Genomic DNA, 20,069 nt, shown 5'->3' with positions numbered 1-20,069 from the left:
GCTAGGCCGGACTTTCCGATCCGACGTTCTGCAACACCTCCGTCGAGACGTTCTGCGAGCGGAGCATACGCAGGCTCCGCACCGTCTCGTATATTCGCCGTTGATCGCTCGTCATCAAGGCCGGCAGGCGAAGCGCCGCGAGCAACGAGAGCAGAGATTCACGGGTCAGCCGGCCGAGGAGCATGTGCTTGATGATGCGGGCGCAGCCAACGCTCGCGGCTCGCAACGGAGTTTCGAACGCTCCGATCATTTTCGTATATTGTCCGTGCACCACAAAGCCTCGTTCAAAATTGGCAAAGAGGCGCTTTGCGTAAGCCGTCTGCAGCCGCTTCGGCGCGATATCGTGCTTGAACCGCAGGCTTTCGCTGAAAAGCAATCTGTATCCTGCGCTCAACAGACAGGCTGATATTTCGAGATCTTCGCCCGAGAGGAGTTCTGCTCCCTTTCGACCACTGAGCGCGGGAAAGCCCGGCAATGTGTACAGATATTTGATGATGTCTCGCCGGGTCACGAGGCCCGCACCCCAAAGTGCATCGACGCTCCTCGCCGCTGCCGGCTCGTCCGGCAGTTGCGCAATTCGCGATAGCGGGACACCGACGGCGAAGCCCCACGAGAATGTGTAAAACCAGGGCGGCAAGTTTTCCGGATTTGCCGGCGTCGAGCAGCCGCCAGCGGCACCCACTTTGGGATCGCGCATGATGCGCTTGGCATGCATCAAATAGTCTTCGGCAAGCCAGTTATCATCATCGCAGAAGACGACGATGCCGAACGATGCGGCTCGCACTCCAGCGCGGCGCGCATAGGCGAGACCGGCTTGCGGCTCTTCGACGATCGAGAACGCAAAACGATCATTGCCGCATGCATCCCATGCTTCTCTGGCGCGTCCTGCGGTTCCGTCGGTCGAATTGTTATCGACGACAATGATTTCGACTGGGAAATTCGCCCGGCAGCGGGCGAGCGCATCGATCGTCGGCCGGATGCGCTCAGCGCTATTGTGTGCGCAGATGATGACTGAGATTCCGTCCATATCAGCGAACCGGCAGGCACACGCCATATCGTTGGCCTACCGAGCGATTGAGAAGACGCAGGTAATGGGCCGGATGATATTTTCCTTGCGAGAGATCAGAATGCCGCCGCGCGATGGGCGAATCCGGGAAATCCATGTGAGGCGTCATCTCGGGATGAATGAGGTGTTGGATGCGGGGTTCCTTTCCTGCTCTTTCGGGGTCACGACGCGCCGAGAAAATGTTCTGCCGGTACCAAGGTTCGATCATAGTGTCGTTCCAGATGATCGGGCGCATATCGTCGTGGCACGCGTAACCACGCGCGTTGAACAAGGCTTGCCAGTATGTCGGCCATTGGCAATTTACATGATGCTCGCCGTGTTGACCGGGCGCCGCGGCCGAAAAGAATATGTAATCGCCGTGCGTGCATAGCGTCTCCACGATCGCGCTCGCCCATTGCTCGTGAAGGTGTTCAGCAACCTCGAGACAAAGCACGACATCGAAGCACCTTCCGAGAGACAGCGGCTGGCGCAGATCGAAGGTTTTGATGCGGCTGGCTTCGACATGGAGATCAGCCGGATCGGCAGCGACGCCGTCAACGCCCAGCACATCGCGGATGCCCATCTCGCGAGCGGCCCTGAGCCAAGTTCCAATACCGGCGCCGACGTCGAGGAGACTCGCATATGTGCCGCCCGATAGAAGATAGGCCAGCGCGTGCCTCGCGCCCGCAAGCGAGTGAACATTGCGGTGAAAGTGGTAGGGAATTTCGCTCATGTGTGTTCCAACCGGCGTTGGTTCCTCCGAAGCATCTGAATTCTCCTGCGCCTTTGCTGCGAGGTCGCGGCGTCGCACGGCTCATGCGATTGCGGCATCTCCGATCTCGACGGCCGCGCCCCATTCCGCGGGCCAATCGAGATGGCCCACAGCCGAAGCCGGCGGAAGCAGGCTATGCGCGTCATCCGCACCGACGGTGAAATTCAGAACGTCAATCCTGGCGTCATAATCTTCATGCCAATCACCTAACCACGCCGATAGCGAATACCGGCCGGGGCGGATCGGCAATCGGCGCGCTTCGCATCTGAGAACGCCGCGCGCAACGCCCCTGACCGGATTCCGGCTCGGATGAAAGCGGCTATTCGATCCCCAGACGGCATCGCCCGTGTCGGCTCGCAGGACGATGCCACCGACAGCCGTGTGCAGAGCCTTCGGCGACGCAAAGTGGATATCTACGATGAGATCCCGTTCCGCGAGTGCTTCCCTATCGACGTCGATCGCAGAGATCGCGGGCCGCGACGCGTTCGCTTCGAAGGAAATCGAATAGGCGGCATCACTCGTATTGACGTATTGCCTGATCACCGCATCGACCGTGTCATCGCGCGCAACGCGACCACCTGCGAGGAGAAGGCCTCGGTTGCAAAGAGCTTTGACAGCCGCCAGGTTGTGGCTCACGAAAATAACGGTGCGCCCCTGCCCTGCGACATCCTTCATCTTGCCGAGGCATTTTTTCTGAAATTCTGCGTCGCCCACGGCCAGCACTTCATCGACGACGAGAATTTCCGGCTCCAAGTGCGCGGCGACCGCGAAGGCCAGGCGGACATACATTCCGCTCGAGTAACGCTTGACCGGTGTGTCGAGGAATTTCTCGACCTCGGCGAAGGCGACGATTTCGTCGAATTTCCGTTCGATCTCGGCGCGCCGCATGCCGAGAATTGCGCCATTGAGGTAGATGTTTTCGCGCCCCGAAAGCTCGGGATGAAAGCCGGTTCCGACTTCGAGCAAGCTCGCGAGGCGTCCCCTGATTTCAACACGCCCACGCGTCGGTTCGGTGATGCGCGACAGGACTTTAAGTAGCGTCGATTTCCCGGCACCGTTGCGGCCAACGACGCCGACGACATCGCCGCGCTTCAATTCGAAAGAGATATCATTCAGCGCCCAGAACTCTTCCCTTTCGTCGCCGTCGACCAGTTGCTGGCCACGCGCGACGTCCAAGGCGGTGCGCAACAGTCGCGTGGTCGAACGCGCCAGCACATCGCGCAGTGCGGTGTAGCGCTCGCGCTCTGTCCGATGTCCGAGGACGTAGCGCTTGCCGAGCCGATCGGCACGAATGACGATGTCGGTCACTTTTCGGACTCGTCGCGCTTCACACGAGATCCGCGAAAGCGCGCTCGGCGCCGCGAAAATATCTGAGGCCGTACCACATCATGAAGACTGCGACGCCGATGCTTGCGAGGAAGCCGGGCATATAAAGCCGGCTTCCATCGCCGAGGAGGCTCCAGCGAAATCCATCTATGACGCCGACAACCGGGTTCAAACTGTACCAGAACCGAAATTCCGGAGGGATGATCTCGCTCGAAAAGCCGACCGGTGAAATGTAAATCCCAAACTGGATTGCAAAGGGGATGGCATACCGGACGTCGCGATATTTGACGTTGAGCGCGGTGATATAGAGCGCGGGCCCGAGGCTCGCGATAACCGCGAATGCGATGAAAATCGGAAGAAACACAATGTGCCAGCTCGGGTGATACCCGTGCCAGGCCATCAAGCCGAAGAGAATTGCGAGGTTGATCGTGAAGTCGACGAGAGCGACGACCCCAGCTGAAGCCGGTACGATCAAGCGCGGAAAATAGACCTTGCCGATCAAGCTCGCGTTATTGATGAGACTGCTCGACGCTTCGCTGAGGATGCTCGAGAAGAGAAACCACGGCAGCATGCCCGCGAACACCAAGATCGGATACGGCACATCTCCATTGCTTGGAAGCTTCGCGAGCTTGCCGAATATGACCGTGAAGATGACCATCGTCAGCAGTGGCCGGACGACTGCCCATGCGATGCCGATAATCGTCTGCTTGTAGCGGACCGCGACGTCTCGCCAAGCAAGGATGGCGAACAGCTCGCGGTAATGCCAAAGATCGGACCAGTAATTCCGTTCGCTGCGCGAGGCTTCGAGGACGCGCACATGCGTTTGCTCAGTTTGAGAAATCGGATGATTCCCCCACTCTCTTATTGGAAGGGATATTTCTGTGATGGCATCGGAGATCCATATCGCCAGCGGATAGGCGAAGCGGCAGCACCGATATTTGCTTGGAATAAATCTACCGAACGACGGGTGAAAGCTGTTCACCCGATCTTAGATTGTGGGCTTGGTTAAATTGCCCGGCGCGAACATCCGTCCTTCGTTCGCGCATATTCGCTTTTTGCAGAAAACGGCCTTCACCGTCAACTTATTTGACCTGATTATCCTGCGTCTGTGGACATTTGGCCACCCACGGTGCGGTTACGAATCCGGTGGAACGAACATCGTTTAGTTCGCGACCAAATGCGGCGAAAAATCGGCACCAATTTAATTATACGCTGTCTACTGACAATTGGAAATAAACCGTCAACCTTTTCGATCAAATCCCCTGCAGCATTACGTTTCGCGGCTTATTGCTTTCCGGAGCGCTTTAAATTTTTCGCTAATTTACGCCCGAATAGAGCATTTTCTGTAATCAAGGACTCGCAACGTGGCGGCCGATGCTCACAACGACGATGGCACCGGTGCTGTTCGACGTCTTCGTAGCCAGCGGTTCACGCGCTCATCGCGGCCGAGCGAAGCCACACCCGCACGGGGCGACGACTTTCCTATTCGTTTCTCTTACTTCCCGCCTGAGGAAGAAAGCGCTCGCGCGCGTGTCTTTTCCAGTGCGGCTGCGGCCGAATTTGCCGAGACCTTCGCGGAAAGGTCGCAAGCGTGGATCGATCGCGTCAGTCAATCTTTCTCGAGCCTTTCAATTCGCCGTCCCACGCCGAGCGAAATGGAGATCAGTGCGCGGGTCGGATTGGTTCTGCTCTTCCTACCGCTCGCAATCCTAATCTCGCCCATTGGCCTGCCGCGAACGGAACACTTAAAAACAGCGCCGCCTTTTAGCTTGGTAGATCGCCTGAGTTTTGGCGACGGCCTGCGACTGGTGCTTGCGTCGCAGCCTGGCTCGCTTCGTTCGGAAAACGTCGACGACGTCGCGGAATTGAAGATTGCGGCTTCGACGCCCCTTGCCGAGGATCCAGCAAAGCCGGCCTCTTCACCGGAGGTACCGCAAGCGACTGTAAGTCAATTGCCGTTGCTCGTGATGGACGAACGGCGTTGGAGTTTGCCGTTCAATAGCCAGGATTACGCGATCGCTGATTTGCCGACGAACCCACAAGAGTCGTTCAGGACAGAGGTCATCGCGGCGAGCCTTCCGGAAGGGATAGAAAGCTTAGCTGCTCAAAGCGATATGCCGGTAGCCGCGCCACTCGTACAGGCGAAGCGTCCTGTTGAAAGGGGCAAGCGCGTTCTTGCTTATTCGCGCCGCGTCCCCCGGGGCAATCGCATGCCGCCAGCGGTTGTCGAAACGGTTGTTGTCGAGCAACAGGAGCCGGCTTTCCCGCCGCTTCTCTTTTTTCTAGGTGGTCCTCCGCCGCAGGAGGAGGTGCCGCCTCAGGCAAAGACTCCACCGCCAAAGAGCAAATCGTGGATCCCGAATTCGCTGCAGGAAATCTTCAGCGACGAACCTTGACGCTTTCGCGGACCAGGGGCGCAACCTTCGTTCCCAGTAGCTCTATCGATTTCAACATCGCCTGATGTTCCGTTGCTGCGGAACTCATTTGAAACGTGAAACGCGAAACACCGCCGAGATCGTCGCTCGCTTCGCGTAATTTCCAGGCTACCGTTTCCGGATCGCCAATCAGAAACGCGCCGCCAGGGCCGCACTGGGCATCGAACTGGGCGCGCGTAACAGGAGGCCATCCCCGTTCGCGTCCGATCTCGGTGAACATGTGAGACCATCCCGGGAAAAAAGTGTCCCTTGCTTCGGCCGAAGTCTCTGCGACGAAGCCGAGTGCGTGCACGCCGACTCTTTGGTGTTCCGGCGGGTGCCCGGCACGGCGCCACGCCTCGCGATACAAATCGATGAGCGGGCGAAAGCGCCGGAATTCACCGCCGATGATTGCAACCATCAAAGGCAGTCCCAGGAGACCGGCGCGTGCGAACGATTGCCTTGTGCCGCCCACACCCAACCAAATGGGAATCTCCTCCTGATACGGCCGTGGATAGATACCTTGTCCGGAAAGCCCGGGTCGAAATTTCCCCGACCAGTGGACTTTCTCTTTCGCGCGAATTTCGAGCAGCAGCTCTAGTTTTTCGGCGAACAGCGCGTCGTAGTCCTCGAAGCGCAATCCGAATAATGGATAGGCCTCGCCGAACGAACCGCGACCGACGACGATCTCGGCACGGCCTTTCGAAATCAGGTCGAGAGTTGCGAACTCCTGAAAGACGCGCACGGGATCGGCCGCGCTTAAGACGGTGACTGCGCTGGTCAGCCGGATCGACTTGGTCCGCGCCGCTGCGGCTGCGAGAATGACGGCGGGTGCGGAGTCGAGAAACTCGGGACGGTGGTGCTCGCCGATGCCGAAGACGTCGAGGCCGCAGCTGTCGGCCGTTTCGATTTCCTCGATGAGATTTGCTATCCGGTCTGCAGGCGACGGCTGAGCGGCGAGAGTGCCGGACATAGTCGCGGCAAAGCTATCGATGCCTAGTTCCAAGCGAAGTGCCTCCAACCGAACGCTGCCGCAGTTGCGTTCTCCTTACCGGCAATGCGATCACGTTGCCAACCATAAGCCGAAAAAACTCCTGTCTCGCGTGGAGCGGATGGCGCAACCATGCGCCAAATAGCGTGGGCGCTAACGATCCCAGCGAAGGAAGGCGCTAAGGCTACTTATTACGTTCGCCGGAAAAGATCATGTCGAGTTGCACTTCAAACATCTCGCCGATATCGACAGGGTTTGCCTTATCCAGAAATTTGTTGATCACGATGCCGGCCCAAATCGGTGCCAGAAGAAGATGCGGATTTTTGAGAACTCGGCCGTTCACCGGCTCTCCTGACTTTTTGGCCGAGACTGCAAGGCGTTTGATTTTCTCGGTGAGCGGATCGATGACGTCCCGGCGATAGATCTCGACAAGCGCCGGAAACCGCGCGCCTTCGGCGATGACGACGCGTGCGATGTCCGCGCGGCTTTTCTTATCGATGTTGCGAATGGATGCGAGGAGAGTTCGACGCAGAAAGGCTTCCACGCTCTCCCCAGGACTTCTTTTCGACTCATCCACATCGATATGCGCGTGGACAATCTCCTGCTGCACCACTGCGGAAAAGAGAGCTTCCTTGGCTTCGAAATAGCGGTAGATCAGCCCCTTTGCGACGCCCGCACGCTTCGAAACGCTTTCAATCGTCGCGTCAGCAAAGCCTTTCTCGAGAAATTCAGCTAACGCCGCATCAACGATCGTTTGCCGCGTCTGAGCCGTTTTCTCTGTGCTGGCGCCACGCCGCCGAACCGCTGCGGGACGGCGGCTCGCTTGGCGGAGATCCTGCGCGCTCTTTTGCATATGCCCTCATTTCAGCCCGGACGGACTTTTCCTGTCGAGGTCTTCCGTTTGCGATTATGACCCATGCATTTTACGCAAGCTCAAGGCAACCGCACCACATTGACAAAAGTGACCGCAAGTTCATTTATACCCCTGCGGGGCGACAATCAAGTTTCAATCGCGGGTACGAGACCTGCTCCCCGATTTCGGGACGTGCGATGGGCCTGCCCACGACACAACAGTGGTTGTTCTCCGTAAAGACGTTCGCGGCTGCTTCGCTGGCGCTGTTCGTCAGCCTTTGGATATCGCTGCCCAATCCTTACTGGGCGGTGGCAACCGTCTATATTGCGTCCAACCCGCTGTCGGGTGCGACGCGATCGAAGGCCATCTTTCGCGTGATGGGAACGCTGATCGGCGCGGTCGCCGCCGTCGTCATGGTGCCCAATCTCGCAAATGCGCCGGTGCTGCTCGTGCTCGCCATGGCAAGCTGGGCAGCCCTCTGTCTCTATATATCCCTGCTCGATCGGAGCCCGAGGAGCTACGTGTTCATGCTGGCGGGCTATACCGCGGCGCTGATCGGCTTTCCGACCGTCAACGTACCTGACACGATATTCGACGTCGCGCTTGCGCGGACGGAGGAGATCATCCTCGGCATCGTGTGCGCAGCCGTGGTCTCGAGCGTCGTATTTCCGCGCCCCGTCGTTACGGCGGTCACGCAACGGCTCACGGCGTGGCTGAAGAATGCCGATGCGAGTGCACGTGACTCGCTTGGAGCCAAGGCGGGGCCTGGGGCTGACGCGCACCGTCTTCGTCTTGCCGCCGATACGGGTGAGATCGAAAATCTCGCGAGCCACCTTGTCTATGATGCGGGTGGCCATCCGGAGCTGCCGCGTCTCATTCGCGAAACCCAGCCGCGAATGCTCATGCTGCTTCCTGTTTTGTCGTCGCTTTCGGACGGGCTCCGCGAGCTTGCTGCGCTTGGCGGCCCGTCAGGTCACGTGCAGGCTTTTGTGGAACGCGTGGATCGCTGGCTCACGCCGGAGCGGTCGACCGATTCACACGAGCTCGATCGCTTGCGCAAAGATATCGACGAGCGCATCGAGTCGCCCAGCGTTCAACGGACGTGGCGCGATCTGCTCGAACTCACCCTGCTGATGCGGCTGCGCGATCTCACGGCAATCCGCAGCGATTGTCTCCACGTGATGGCCGCTATGGCCGCAAACACTGCGCCTCGCTCGACCGGCTTCGCCTATAAGACTGGCGGCGTTGCCAATCCCGCGCGCCACAACGATCGCGGTCAGGCGTTCGTGTCAGCCATGGTCAGCTTTGCGACGATCGCCGTCTGCTGCACCTTCTGGATTTTTCTTGCCTGGCCGGAAGGCGGCGTGGCGGCGATGATGGCCGCGGTCGCCGGAAGCCTGTTCGCGGCTCAAGACAATCCGGTGCCCTCTATCATCGCCTTCGCCAAATGGGCCGTGGTCGCTTCGGCAATGGCAGGACTTTACGTCTTTGGTGTTCTTCCGCATGTCCACAACTTCGAAACTCTGGTGCTGGTGCTTGCGCCGCCGCTCCTGACGATCGGTCTGCTCATGTCTAAGCCAGAGACTTTTCTGATCGGCCTGTCTTTGGGTGTTAATGGCATCGCTACCGTCGGCATCCAGGCACACTTCAGTGTGGATACTGCCGGCTTCCTGAACGCAAGCATCGCGACGATCTGCGGGGTGGGGCTTGCCGCCGTCATGGCTTCCCTGCTGCGCACGGTTGGCGCGGAATGGAGCATTCGCCGGCTTGCCAATGCGAATAGAAAAACGCTCTCCGAAATTGCGAATACTGAGGATGCATCGCAGGACGCGCGCTTGACGGGCGTCATGCTCGACCGGCTGATCCTCCTCGCTCCACGCGCGAAAGCTGCCGGCCGCAGAATTCCCGATGCGATCGGAGAACTGCGGCAGGGGTTCAATATCATCGACCTTCGGCGCGCACGTCTCGAGCTCACGACGTATTCAAGACGCCGCGTCGATGCTGTTCTCATGATGTTGAAGCGGCATTATACCGGTGGCCCTTCTGCACAGGTGCCGGCCGCACTTCTCGACGGTATCGATCGCGCTATCGATGCCGTGCGCGACCAGCGCGATGCTTCCGCCCGCAAGGCCCTGCTTGGGCTTATCGGATTGAGGCGGAGCCTCTTCCCGGGGCAACCGGCGCCGCTGGCTCTCCCACACGCCCCGCAAATACTTGAGGCCGCCGAATGAACGCGGAACTCAACATCTTCGGCATCTTCGTGCCGTCCATTCTCGCATGCGCAATCATTGCCTACGTTGCGATGAGCATGACCGCGCGCGGATTGCGATACCTCGGCATCTACCGTTTCGTTTGGCACCCGTCGTTGTTCAATCTTTGCATTTACGTCTGCTTGCTTGGCGCGAGCGTTATTTTTTTGAAGGTTTACTGATGAATTCCCTCTTATCCAAGCTCGGCCGTTTTACCGTGACTATTGTTGCGATCGCATTTGCGATCTTTGCCGCGTGGCGGCTCTGGGTCCATTACGAGATCGAGCCCTGGACGCGCGATGGCCGCGTGCGCGCGGATATCATCGCAATTGCGCCTGACGTATCCGGTCTCGTCACCGACGTTCTCGTACGGGATAATCAGGTCGTTCACAAAGGGGATGTTCTCTTCCGCATCGACCGCGACCGGTTTCTGCTGGCACTGCGACAGGCGGAAGCCAACGTCGAGGGGCAGAAGGCGACACTAGAGGCTGCCCAGAAGGATCTGGTCCGCTACCAGACCATGAGCAGCGTTGCGGTTAGCCAGCAGAAGGTCGAACAGGTGACGGCGACAGAAGCGAAAGCCCAGGCGGATTTACATCAGGCGGAGGCGGATCGCGACGTGGCGAAGCTCAATCTCGCACGGTCGGAGGTTCGCGCTTGGGTCAATGGTCCGATTACGAACTTCGATTTAAAGCCCGGAAACTACGTGACGGCAGGAAAGGGCGTCGCGGCGCTCATCGATCAGGATTCGTTTCATGTCGACGGCTATTTCGAGGAAACGAAGCTGCCGTTGATCCACGTCGGCGACAAAGCGACGGTTCGCATGATGGGCGAAGACCGGCCGATCATCGGTCATGTCGAGAGCATTGCCGGCGGCATTGAAGATCGCGACAGAAGCAATGGCAGCAACTTGCTCGCCGACGTCAATCCAACCTTCAGCTGGGTGCGCCTTGCTCAACGCATTCCTGTGCGCATCGCGTTGGACGATGTTCCGGACGGGCTGCGTCTCGTTGCCGGCCGGACATCGACGGTGGTTATCAACCCCTCACCGGATGACCGAAAAAGCGTTGCGAACGGGAAATAAATCGCAGAGGCCTCCAACGTGCTTCCGCCGTCATTCTGCCGCGCAGCCATCCAACATATCGTGAGGAGCCGAACGGCTGCGATCGATGTAGATTAGGTGGCGTCGAAAGGGATCTGGAAATGACTGCTCATCAACACGTCGCGTCCGACCTTCTTGGGCTTATCCGGCGTGCGTATCTCTCGAGGCGCCGCTTCATGACGGCATCCGCGGCGGCTGCCGCGGGCTACACGCTCGCAGCCGGGCCCGTTCGCGCGAACCCAATCACGACGAGCGCCGAAGGTCTCGATACCGGCACCGCGAATGTGGAAACTTCCGAAGGTGCCATGCCGGCCTATTACGCAAGGCCGACGGGCGTGCGCAATCCGCCAATCATTCTAGTCTGTATGGAAGTCTTCGGTCTTCACGCCTACATCAAGGACGTGACACGGCGTCTGGCAAAGCTCGGCGCTTTTGCAATTGCTCCGGACTATTATTTCAAGCTTGGCGACCTTACGAAGATCAGCGACATCAAGGAGCTGATGCCGCTCGTGAACTCAAAAGCCGATTCCGAGCTCATCGCGGACCTCGATGCGACCGTCCGCTGGGGCAAGAGCCAGGGCGGCGACGCATCGAAGCTCGGCATTTTGGGCTTTTGCCGCGGCGGCCGGACCGTATGGGTCTATTGCGCGGCCAATCCCGATGTCAAAGCGGGCGTAGCGTTCTACGGCTCGCTCGTCGATCCGGAAGCGCAAAGAAAGGTCTGGCCGAAGAGTCCTATCGAGCTTGCAGCCGCCATGAAGGCTCCCGTGCTCGGTCTTTACGGCGGCGACGATCAAGGCATCCCGCCGGCACAGGTCGATATGATGAAGGCCGCCTTAGCAGCTGCGGGAAAAACAGCGGAATTCAAAATTTATCCCGGCGCGCCTCATGGTTTCCACGCCGATTACCGTCCTAGCTACCATGCAGAAGCAGCCAAAGATGCCTGGATCCAGGCGGAGAACTGGTTCAAGCGATGGTCTGTCTTGCCGTGACTGTTTTCGTTCAACATTGCGGGTGCGTTGTAGGAACTTCGCAGTCGGCTCCCGGGTTCTCCAGACTAGTGGCACCAAACTGATGAGGTCAGACATGTGCGACTATTCTCTAGAAATGTTTCAGAGCAGGCCGGCGCGACGGGGCGAGGAGTACATCAGCAATAAGTTTCCGAGCGGAACCGTGGGTTTCGTAGCCCGTGGTGATCAGTCGGTCGCTATTTGCATGGCGTGCGATATGGAGCTTCAGCTTTCCGGCATTTCGTCGTTCATTCAAGAGCATGCGGATGTATCGGACCGTGAGAGCGCTACGTTCACGCAGGTGGACGGGCCATTTCACCGTGACGCTATCCGCTTTAGGAACGGCCGAGTGATAACGCTTCAGGCTCTGGGGCCTGGCGTCGTGGCCCGCGTTTGCGACACGCAGATAGAACGCCCACTGGCTATGCCGGTGAAGGAAGAAGCGGCTATGCTGGCGAAGGAAGAAGCCCTCGTCTGACGGCCCGGCTTCAACGATCATTACCGGGAGCACTCGAGTGGACTCGGGTGCTCTCCTGGTATTCTGGTTTCAAATTGGTTTTCAGCGCGGACCGCATTTGTGCAATGTGCGGTCTTCCGCCTCTAGGGCTTGTTGGCCAATCGATCGAGCCCGCTAGGCCTCAACGGAAGTAAAACGGGATCACGTAGCTCAGCTGAGTTGGCGTCAGCCCGGAAGGTGGTTCGCCGAACGGCGCAGCCTGCCGAACAGCATCCATCGCCGCCTGATCGAGTTTAGCGCTGCCGGAGGACTCCGACAGCCTCACATAGCTTAATTCGCCCGTAATCGTAATCCCGAACGAAACGCTGACCGTACCGCGGAGCCCATCGCTCGACGGCTTGTTGCGCTCGACGCGGGACCGCACGCCAGCCGCATAGCTCAACGCATTGCCGCGGCTTGCAGAAGCCCTGCCGTCGACGGCCGCATTCGAGGTGCTCGAACGCGATACTGCGCCGCCTGCCGTCTGATGATGCGATTGCTCCTGCGCGATCTTGCGTTCTTTCTCGACCTTCTGTTCCTGCTTTGCCTTTGCCGGGGCGTCGTCTTTCGTCTCGATGGCATCCGGCATTTCTTCGACGGGCTTTTCAGAAAACTCCTCGGCTTTGATCTCGCTTGCCGCGTCGGGTTCTCCGCCACCCCTTATGACCGGCAAAGGGTCTTCCGTCGGTGCGACGGCCGATGGCGTCACGTCGGCGACTTTGATCGGCTTCGGCGGTGGCTGATCGGTGAGAGGCGTTTCTTTGACCTCCGCCATTTCCTGCGGCGCGGATTCCGCGGATTCTACGCTTCCGGCCTGGGAGGCCGCGGCGGCTGCAGAAGCCATTTCCGCTTCCTGGGTGGAGATCGATTCAAGGACGATCGACTGGGTCGTCGAGAGGCTGAAGGTTTCGGTCTTGCTGTCGAGCATCCCGAATTGCTCGCCGGCGTCGCCCGACATAATCGACGCGATCGCAGCCGCATGAATTGCCGCGGAAATTGCGATCGTGGCGACGAGCAGTTTCCGGGATTCCGGTTTCGCTGGGATTTGTGGCGGCGCTGCTGCTGCCGCTCCAGAGATCCCTCGATTGGGCGCTCTCCGGTCGTTGCTGACGGTTTTATCAAATGCAAAGGGGACGACGTTGCCTTGCGGCCGCCGCGCTTCGAAGGCGTGAGATCGGGAATCTGACGAGCGCATTTCGCGCGACCGGTGATCCTGCCGTTCAAGGAACGTCAATTTTCGCTGGTCTCCCTGGTACCCGTTGCCTCGAAACTCATCGGCGGAAGATGCCTCCCGCCGATGCCGAACTTTCTCGATGCGTCCCGCTTTCGCGAGGCGATTAGAATTGCGCCTTGGCTGTCAGGAAGTAGGTCCGGCCCATTCCGGTGGCGTTGCAGCCCGGAAGATTCGAGCCGTAGCAATTCGGGCCGTCGAAGAACGCCGTGGTCAGCGCTCCGGTATATTCTTCGTTCAAGAGGTTGTTGATGTTGAACCCAACCTCCAAGTTTTCGGTGACTTTGTAGCTCGAGAAGAAATCTAGGAGCGTGTACGCTGGCATATACTGGCTGGCGTAGAAGCCGCCAACGTTCACCGCACCCACGTCACTTTCAGAGAAGTGGGAAACGCGGCCGCCGAGTGTCAGCTTGCGGTCGAGCAGCCGGACACCACCCGAAGCCACAACTGTATGTTCCGGAAGATAGCTATGTGCGCCGAGGCCGTCCGTTTGCGACGGCAGATCGGTATTGGTGTAAGTATAGCTCAGGCCCGCGAACAGATAGCCTGCGTCGTACATTCCCTGTAGTTCCACGCCCTGCACCGTCGAATTACCAGGCACGTTACAGAAATACATAGCTCGGCCGAGGGAGCATGCCGCGATATAGTCTTCGACATCCATGTGATAATAGTCTGCCTTCAGGCGGAAGGAATCGGCAGGGGTGAAGATGCCGTCACGCATGATGTTGGCGCCAACCTCAATGCCGCGCTGACTTTCCGGATCGAGAAACGGATTTGGCAGGAAGCTGACATTTGCACTCCCAGGGTGGTTTCCGCCGACGAACAGCTCTCTAGGGGTCCCAGACCGTTGAGATTCCGAATATGTGATGTATGGCTGCAGCCAATCGGTAACTTTGGCTGCGAGAGTCACCTTGGGATCAAACGCGCCGCCCGACTTATCAACCTTGAAGGGGCCTGGCTCGACGCCGGGAGGCAATACGACCCCCGTGGCGTTGCCACTGGCGTTGATGTCATACATATCGTACTTCAGACCGACGATAAGATCGAATATACCCTTCGAAAATGTGGTCTCGGAGAACACAGCGCTCTTCGACATGTAACCGGACGGGTTGACGCCGCCCCCAGCGCTAGGCTGGAAGCGATTGTAGGCATTGACGTCGTCGCCGAAGAATTCATAACCGTACTCCGACTTCACCCGGATACCTCCGAGATAGAAGCGAGAAATATTCGAGACGTCGAAGCCTAGGCCTTTGTCATCGATTACTCGACCCCAAGCGCTTCCCTGAGGCACCGGCGATCCAGTCGTCGGCGTCGAGTCCGTTCCGTACCTCATCGTGACGTCGTTGTAGTAACCGTTGAGCCTGAAATCGATCAGGTCGTTGTCGATCGGCTTGTAGGCATACTTGGCCGTGTAGGTCTGCGAGCGAACGTTTTGGAAGTAGGAGTTGGCAAAGAAATCGTTGTCGTAGATCACGCCGCCGAAGCGCAAGCTCTGCTCTTCCGTCGGCCGCAGGTTCACCTTGAACAGGCCTGAGGTAAGGTCCTGGAACGTTCTTGGGATTTCTACGCCATCGGCATTTTCGTAACTACCTGGGTCACGATGGCTGATTGCGCCAGCGATGCCGATACCGCGTGTCTGAACCGCGGCCGCTGCCGTTTCGGAAAATCCAACGTTATTGCTTCCCCAGGTCGAGGTGACGAAGCCGCCAACATTCTGGCCCGGCCGCAGGATGTCTTCGACATCAAGAGTGCGTAGGTTTGCGACACCCGCAAGCGCGCCGGCACCGCCAGCTGTCGTAACAGCGCCGCGGGCTATGTCGATGCCCGCAACAAGGCCGGGATCGATGTATGTGAATCCTTGCGCCTCATGGCCGGTGAAACTGAAGTTCTGTGGTACGCCATCGATCAGCGTGTTCACGCGGCCCGATCCTTCGAAGCCGCGAATGTTGACCGCCAATCCGGCATTCTGCGGGCTCGTGCGCGTGAATGTACCCGGCTGAGACCGGAGCGCATCGTCGAGATTCGTTCCGCCGTATGTGCTCAGGTCGCTTGACGTCACGACGCTGATTCCGGCCGGCGTGGTATAGGGAACGTCTGACTTCGCAACGCCTTGGCCCTCGCTCTCCGGCGGAGGCGCAACAGGCTCCGATTGAGCGGGCTGAACGGGTTTCGGCTTCGCCTTGGCTTTCGGTGCGCTGCTCTTCTTCGCTTGAGCGCCCTGCACGTTGATACCCGGCAGCTGCGTCTCTTGCGCAAATGCCGGTACGGCCAGCACAAGCGCGGCGGCCGAAACCGTCAGCGCAAGTGCGGCCTTACCGAACGTTCCCCCCGGTTGGGTCTGCCCCCCGGCGCCGATGCGTATCGGTCTCGAATTCGAAATTTGAAAGCTATGCACAGCCATTGCCAATCTTCCCCGTGATTCCAGATTGTTACGGGCTGGCTGGCTTAGCGCTTTAGCGCTCAATGGCGGGCTTGCCTCCTTCTCTGCGAACCTCCCCCGGAAGCGCACGCTAAGAAGACCCGACGGATCGGGTTACGCCACACTATGAAAGTGTACATCAATAGTCAACAAATGATGTAAAGGCTTGGATCAGAAGGATGTTGGTGGCCGAAATGGCCTTAGACTCTCCGGCTTATGCCTGCTTCCCGCCGACGATTTGGCCCAGTCATTCCTGTAACGGCACCGGGCTCGCAGGGCATGGTGCTTATCGGACGTCTCTGATCCGGTCAGTCGTAAGAACTAATTAAATCAAATCCTCAGCATTACGTCATTCATTGCACGTACCATGGCGTCTCCCGGAACTCTCCAACCGAGCGCGTGGGCCCATGTCGTCCAATTCGGCGTCTAGCATGATTGTCACTACAAGGTCTCCGAGGCTGCGCGCCTCGGCGTCGACCGATCCGGCCGACGCTGCAGTATTGGAAGCGGCGCGCGAAAGCGAGTTCACAACCGACGTGCAGCTCGCCTACCTCGACGCCGTGGTCAAGAACTTGCGCGGCGACGCTCCCAGTGAAACTCCAGAGCCGCGTGTCGTTCCGGCTCCTGAGCCTGCTGAAAGCCCCACCAAAGGGACTGGACCGATCGCCCTGCCTTCCGATATCCGCCCGGCGACGATCATCAAATCCCTATTGGCGGTCGCGCTTGCATTGGCACTCGGCTGGCTTCCGGTTCAACGGCTCCTTGCAACGACAAGTGCCGAAGCCGTCGTCAATGCGCGGGTGATAACACTCAGGGCGCCCATCGAGGGCGAGGTCAGCATGCAGGATGCCGATACCGATGTCGGCAGCATGTTCAGTCATGATCAAAATATTCTCGTCGTTCGCAACCCGAGAGCGGATTCCTCGCATCTCGCGAACTTGACGAGAGAGCGCAACCAACTGCGAACGAATATCGGTGCGCTGGAAGGCAAGAAGCAACTCCTCATCACGAGCCTCGAAGAGCTGTCAGTGCAGCAAGAGCGTTTCCGTATCGGGCGCATCGAGCAACTCGAACAGAGATTGCGGCAGGCCGACACCGACTCGGCGTCGGCGGAGGCGCAATACTCCGTCGCTGCCGATGCGATGAAGAGAGCGATGACGTTGCGCAAGACGGACGCGGTGAGCCAGGCCTTTCTCGATAAGGCCGCGGGCGATGCGCATGTTGCGGAGCAGGCTGTGAAGGGTCAGGCCGAGCGCCGCAAAGGCATGCTCGTTGAGCTCGATGCCGCAAAAAGGGGAACGTACGTCGGCGACAGCTATAACGACACGCCTCAGTCGGCGCAGCGCAAGATGGAGGTCTCGCTCGAGCTTTCGGACGTGCAGGCGCGCCTTGTCGGCAGCAGGGCGGAACTCGAAAGCGTAGAGGCGGAACTCGTCAAAGAACAGGAGCGTCACGACGAACTTTCGCAAGTGGCTATCCGTTCGACCGTCAACGGGCGCATATGGGAAATGCTGACCGCACCGGGCGAGCACGTCAACGCCGGACAAGACCTGGTCAAGCTTCTCGATTGCGGAAGCGCAATCGTCACGGCGAGTGTCAGCGAAACTGCCTATCAAAGATTAGCTGTCGGACAGACGGCCACGTTCAGGCCTCGGGACGGCGGCGAAGCGCTGAAGGGCACCGTCGTCAGCCTGAACGGCCTTTCTGCCGTCGCATCCAACAGCGCCATCCAGCAAAATGCGCTCAGCCGCGAGCCCTATCACGTTACCCTCAGATTTCCGGATCTCCTGAAGCACACCGACTGCCGCATCGGACGTTCGGGGCTCGTCCAGTTCGATACTGCCAGCGCCGCCGACTTTTCACGCACGTATTGAGCGAGCGCCGGAATGACGTCCGCTGCAGGAATGAACTATTTCGACGCCTTGCTGCCGGCCTTCATCATTGGCCTGCTTGCGGCGGCAATCCTGCCGTGGGTCAATCGCAACAATACCGTCGTCAGAACGTGCGCCATCGTCATCTGCCTCGGTCTCGGCTGGCGGTACATGACGTGGCGAATGTTCAGCACCATTCCTTCGCCGAGCGATCCTGTCGATTTTATCGTGGGCTTTCTTTTCACAGCTGTGGAAGCCGTCACGATGTTCGGCGCCACGGCATCGCAGATCTTCCTGACGCGAACCCGCAATCGCACCGCCGAGGTCGAACGCAATCTTCCGAAGCTTCTCGCTCAAGCGAGGCTGCCGAAGGTCGACGTGCTCATATGCACGTATAACGAAGATGAAAGCATTCTCGAGCGCACGATCATCGGAACGCTCGCGATCAACTATCCGAACTTCCGCGTCTGGGTTTGTGACGACGGACGACGGCCTTGGCTTCAATCTCTCTGCGAGCGGCATGGGGTTGGCTATCTTACGCGAAGCAACAACGCGCACGCCAAGGCCGGAAACATTAACGCTGCGCTGAAGAAGCTCGCCGCGCTCGAGGAAAAGCCGGATTTCATCTCGATCCTCGACGCGGATTTCGTGCCGCTTCCGGAGTTCCTGACGCGGGGACTGGCGCTTGCACTCGACCCCAAAGTCGGCGTCGTGCAGACACCGCAGCACTTTTTCAATCCCGATCCCATTCAGAGTAATCTGGCGCTGACGCGCGTGTGGCCCGACGAGCAGCGCTTCTTCTTCGACATCGTCATGGCGTCCAAGGATGCCTGGGGTGGCGCATTCTGTTGCGGCACGTCCTCGATCATCAGATTCGACRCCTTGCAGAGCATCGGTGGCTTCCCCACGGATTCGGTAACCGAGGATTACCTCGTTTCGCTGCGGCTGCGTGAGAAGGGCTATGGCACGGTCTATCTGAACGAGGTGCTTTCGCTCGGTCTCGCGCCGGAAGGACTAGCAGAGTACACCGGTCAACGGGCGCGGTGGTGCCTTGGCTTCGTACAAATTTGCCGTGGCCCGAGCGGTCCCTTGAAAATCGGCAATGGACTTCCCTTCGTCGATCGCGTCATGCTTTGCGAGACGTTTCTTCACTGGTCGGCGACCCACCTTTTTCGTGTACTCGGCGTCCTCGTACCGGCGCTTTATCTGCTTTTCGGGATAGAGGCCGTCCACGCCAACGTCATCGATGCGATCTGGTATCTCGCGCCATTTCTCGCCGCGCAAATCGCGATTTTCCTGTGGCTGACCGAAGGGCGCGTGCTGCCGCTGATGCAAGACCTCTATCAGATGCTGTGCTCGACCGAAGTCCTGAAATCCGTCGTTGCCGGACTTTTGCGTCCGAACGGTCAGAAGTTCAAAGTGACGGCCAAGGGCGGTGACCGCAGCAAGCAATTCATCCAATGGCCGCTGCTTAAAATATTCGGCACTCTGCTCGCGCTGACAGCGGCTGGAATCGTCACCGCCTTTCTTGTCGATCCCTCGCGACCGCTGGCGGAATCGAGCGCCATCGCGCTCTTCTGGAGTTGGTACAATATCGTTGTGCTCACGCTGTGCTGTTATGTCTGCAGCGAGCAGCAGCAACGACGCAACGGCGAGCGCTTCGACGTTCGCGTTCCGGTCAAGCTCGGCGCCGACGGACAATTATTCGAATTTTATGCGTCCGACGTTTCTGTCAGCGGCATGCATCTCTTGGGCAGCCCACCTTTGCCACTCGGAAGCGGGGTTCGTGTTCGGTTCGGGGACGTGTCGGTTGAGGCCTATATCCGGCGAAAAACCGAGCATGGCTTTGGCGTTGAATTCGAAAATTCCTCGGGCTCGAAAGCGCATCTTTTGAGGTTCATTTTCTCAGGTAGGACATCCACTTCGGTCGGCAACATCAAGCCGCATTTAGTTGTATCCGCCCTAGCCGCGCGCGTTTTTCGATAGGGATCTGAGGCTTGATCGCTTTGAATTTGAAAAGCTCGAATGCGAAGCGTGTGCTGGCGAATAGAAATTCCGTTTGATTAAACTTTCGGCGCTTATTTGCAGCGCACTCATACTAAGCCATTGATTTAATTGATTCTATATGCTGCGAAGCAGCATATATTTTTGCGCCGCGCCATCGAATTCATGTTTCGTCGTACGAAAAAATGTTGACGAACGGCCGCCTCCCTGCGTCACCTAATGTCGCAGGACGAAACAACTCTCAGGGGCGCGAGCGGACCTCGGACCGACCATGACATTGATCCCG

16 protein-coding genes are annotated in these 20,069 nt (G+C 58.7%); 7 read left to right on the top strand and 9 right to left on the bottom strand.

Features of this window, described 5'->3' with window-relative positions; genetic code table 11:
* Position 1: 1 nt before the first annotated feature.
* The 4 genes from AB4Z24_RS17650 to AB4Z24_RS17635 all read right to left on the bottom strand — a co-directional run bounded on the left by AB4Z24_RS17650 (position 2) and on the right by AB4Z24_RS17635 (position 3,960).
* Positions 2-1,027, bottom strand: a complete 1,026-nt coding sequence (locus AB4Z24_RS17650; protein ID WP_441710357.1) for a glycosyltransferase — start codon at positions 1,025-1,027, stop codon at positions 2-4.
* Position 1,028: 1 nt separating this feature from the next.
* Positions 1,029-1,778 (bottom strand): class I SAM-dependent methyltransferase, encoded by a 750-nt coding sequence (locus tag AB4Z24_RS17645; RefSeq protein ID WP_441710356.1) that lies wholly within the window; start codon positions 1,776-1,778, stop codon positions 1,029-1,031.
* Positions 1,779-1,859: 81 nt separating this feature from the next.
* Positions 1,860-3,125: an ABC transporter ATP-binding protein gene (locus AB4Z24_RS17640; protein WP_441710355.1), complete on the bottom strand. Its 1,266-nt coding sequence runs from the start codon at positions 3,123-3,125 to the stop codon at positions 1,860-1,862.
* Positions 3,126-3,144: 19 nt separating this feature from the next.
* Entirely contained in the window at positions 3,145-3,960 is an 816-nt protein-coding gene (locus tag AB4Z24_RS17635; protein WP_441710354.1) for an ABC transporter permease, read from the bottom strand.
* Between the two features lie 547 nt (positions 3,961-4,507).
* On the opposite strand from AB4Z24_RS17635, the gene AB4Z24_RS17630 reads away from it, so the two are divergent.
* Positions 4,508-5,539, top strand: a complete 1,032-nt coding sequence (locus AB4Z24_RS17630; protein ID WP_441710353.1) for a hypothetical protein — start codon at positions 4,508-4,510, stop codon at positions 5,537-5,539.
* On the opposite strand, the gene AB4Z24_RS17625 is transcribed toward AB4Z24_RS17630, so the two are convergent.
* Together AB4Z24_RS17625 and AB4Z24_RS17620 are read right to left on the bottom strand one after the other, a co-directional pair.
* Positions 5,523-6,563 carry an LLM class flavin-dependent oxidoreductase gene (locus AB4Z24_RS17625; RefSeq protein ID WP_441710352.1) on the bottom strand — a complete coding sequence of 347 codons (1,041 nt, stop codon included), beginning with the start codon at positions 6,561-6,563 and terminating at the stop codon, positions 5,523-5,525. The genes AB4Z24_RS17630 and AB4Z24_RS17625 overlap by 17 nt on opposite strands.
* 169 nt (positions 6,564-6,732) lie before the next feature.
* The gene (locus AB4Z24_RS17620) at positions 6,733-7,401 is read right to left on the bottom strand and encodes a TetR/AcrR family transcriptional regulator (RefSeq protein ID WP_441710351.1); all 669 of its coding nucleotides are present in this window, start codon (positions 7,399-7,401) and stop codon (positions 6,733-6,735) included.
* A 197-nt stretch (positions 7,402-7,598) separates the two neighbouring features.
* Between AB4Z24_RS17620 and AB4Z24_RS17615 the strand changes: the two genes are divergently transcribed.
* The 4 genes from AB4Z24_RS17615 to AB4Z24_RS17600 all read left to right on the top strand — a co-directional run bounded on the left by AB4Z24_RS17615 (position 7,599) and on the right by AB4Z24_RS17600 (position 11,744).
* Positions 7,599-9,632, top strand: coding sequence for an FUSC family protein (locus AB4Z24_RS17615; RefSeq protein WP_441710350.1), 2,034 nt, complete (start codon positions 7,599-7,601; stop codon positions 9,630-9,632).
* Positions 9,629-9,832, top strand: a complete 204-nt coding sequence (locus AB4Z24_RS17610) for a DUF1656 domain-containing protein (protein ID WP_441710349.1) — start codon at positions 9,629-9,631, stop codon at positions 9,830-9,832. The genes AB4Z24_RS17615 and AB4Z24_RS17610 overlap by 4 nt, the downstream gene beginning before the upstream one ends.
* Complete coding sequence (locus tag AB4Z24_RS17605; RefSeq protein WP_441710348.1) at positions 9,832-10,734, top strand: efflux RND transporter periplasmic adaptor subunit; 903 nt, start codon at positions 9,832-9,834, stop codon at positions 10,732-10,734. Before AB4Z24_RS17610 ends, AB4Z24_RS17605 begins: the two co-directional genes overlap by 1 nt.
* A 119-nt stretch (positions 10,735-10,853) precedes the next feature.
* The gene (locus AB4Z24_RS17600; RefSeq protein WP_441710347.1) at positions 10,854-11,744 is read left to right on the top strand and encodes a dienelactone hydrolase family protein; all 891 of its coding nucleotides are present in this window, start codon (positions 10,854-10,856) and stop codon (positions 11,742-11,744) included.
* A gap of 109 nt (positions 11,745-11,853) precedes the next feature.
* Here the strand turns inward: AB4Z24_RS17600 and AB4Z24_RS17595 are convergent, their stop codons facing one another.
* The 3 genes from AB4Z24_RS17595 to AB4Z24_RS17585 all read right to left on the bottom strand — a co-directional run bounded on the left by AB4Z24_RS17595 (position 11,854) and on the right by AB4Z24_RS17585 (position 15,890).
* On the bottom strand, positions 11,854-12,261 hold the full coding sequence (locus tag AB4Z24_RS17595) for a hypothetical protein (protein WP_441710346.1): 408 nt from the start codon (positions 12,259-12,261) through the stop codon (positions 11,854-11,856).
* A 139-nt stretch (positions 12,262-12,400) separates the two neighbouring features.
* Positions 12,401-13,492 carry a TonB family protein gene (locus tag AB4Z24_RS17590; protein WP_441710345.1) on the bottom strand — a complete coding sequence of 364 codons (1,092 nt, stop codon included), beginning with the start codon at positions 13,490-13,492 and terminating at the stop codon, positions 12,401-12,403.
* Between the two features lie 103 nt (positions 13,493-13,595).
* Positions 13,596-15,890 (bottom strand): TonB-dependent receptor domain-containing protein, encoded by a 2,295-nt coding sequence (locus AB4Z24_RS17585; RefSeq protein WP_441710344.1) that lies wholly within the window; start codon positions 15,888-15,890, stop codon positions 13,596-13,598.
* Between the two features lie 449 nt (positions 15,891-16,339).
* Between AB4Z24_RS17585 and AB4Z24_RS17580 the strand changes: the two genes are divergently transcribed.
* Together AB4Z24_RS17580 and AB4Z24_RS17575 are read left to right on the top strand one after the other, a co-directional pair.
* Positions 16,340-17,782, top strand: coding sequence for an HlyD family secretion protein (locus AB4Z24_RS17580; RefSeq protein ID WP_441710343.1), 1,443 nt, complete (start codon positions 16,340-16,342; stop codon positions 17,780-17,782).
* Between the two features lie 12 nt (positions 17,783-17,794).
* Positions 17,795-19,765 carry a glycosyltransferase gene (locus AB4Z24_RS17575; protein WP_441710342.1) on the top strand — a complete coding sequence of 657 codons (1,971 nt, stop codon included), beginning with the start codon at positions 17,795-17,797 and terminating at the stop codon, positions 19,763-19,765.
* The last annotated feature ends 304 nt before the right edge of the window (positions 19,766-20,069 follow it).

This window comes from Hyphomicrobium sp. 2TAF46, assembly GCF_052114865.1.
Taxonomy (GTDB): domain Bacteria; phylum Pseudomonadota; class Alphaproteobacteria; order Rhizobiales; family Hyphomicrobiaceae; genus Hyphomicrobium_B.
The sequence above is the reverse complement of the archived record's forward strand: the minus strand, read 5'-3'. Positions and strand labels throughout refer to the sequence as shown.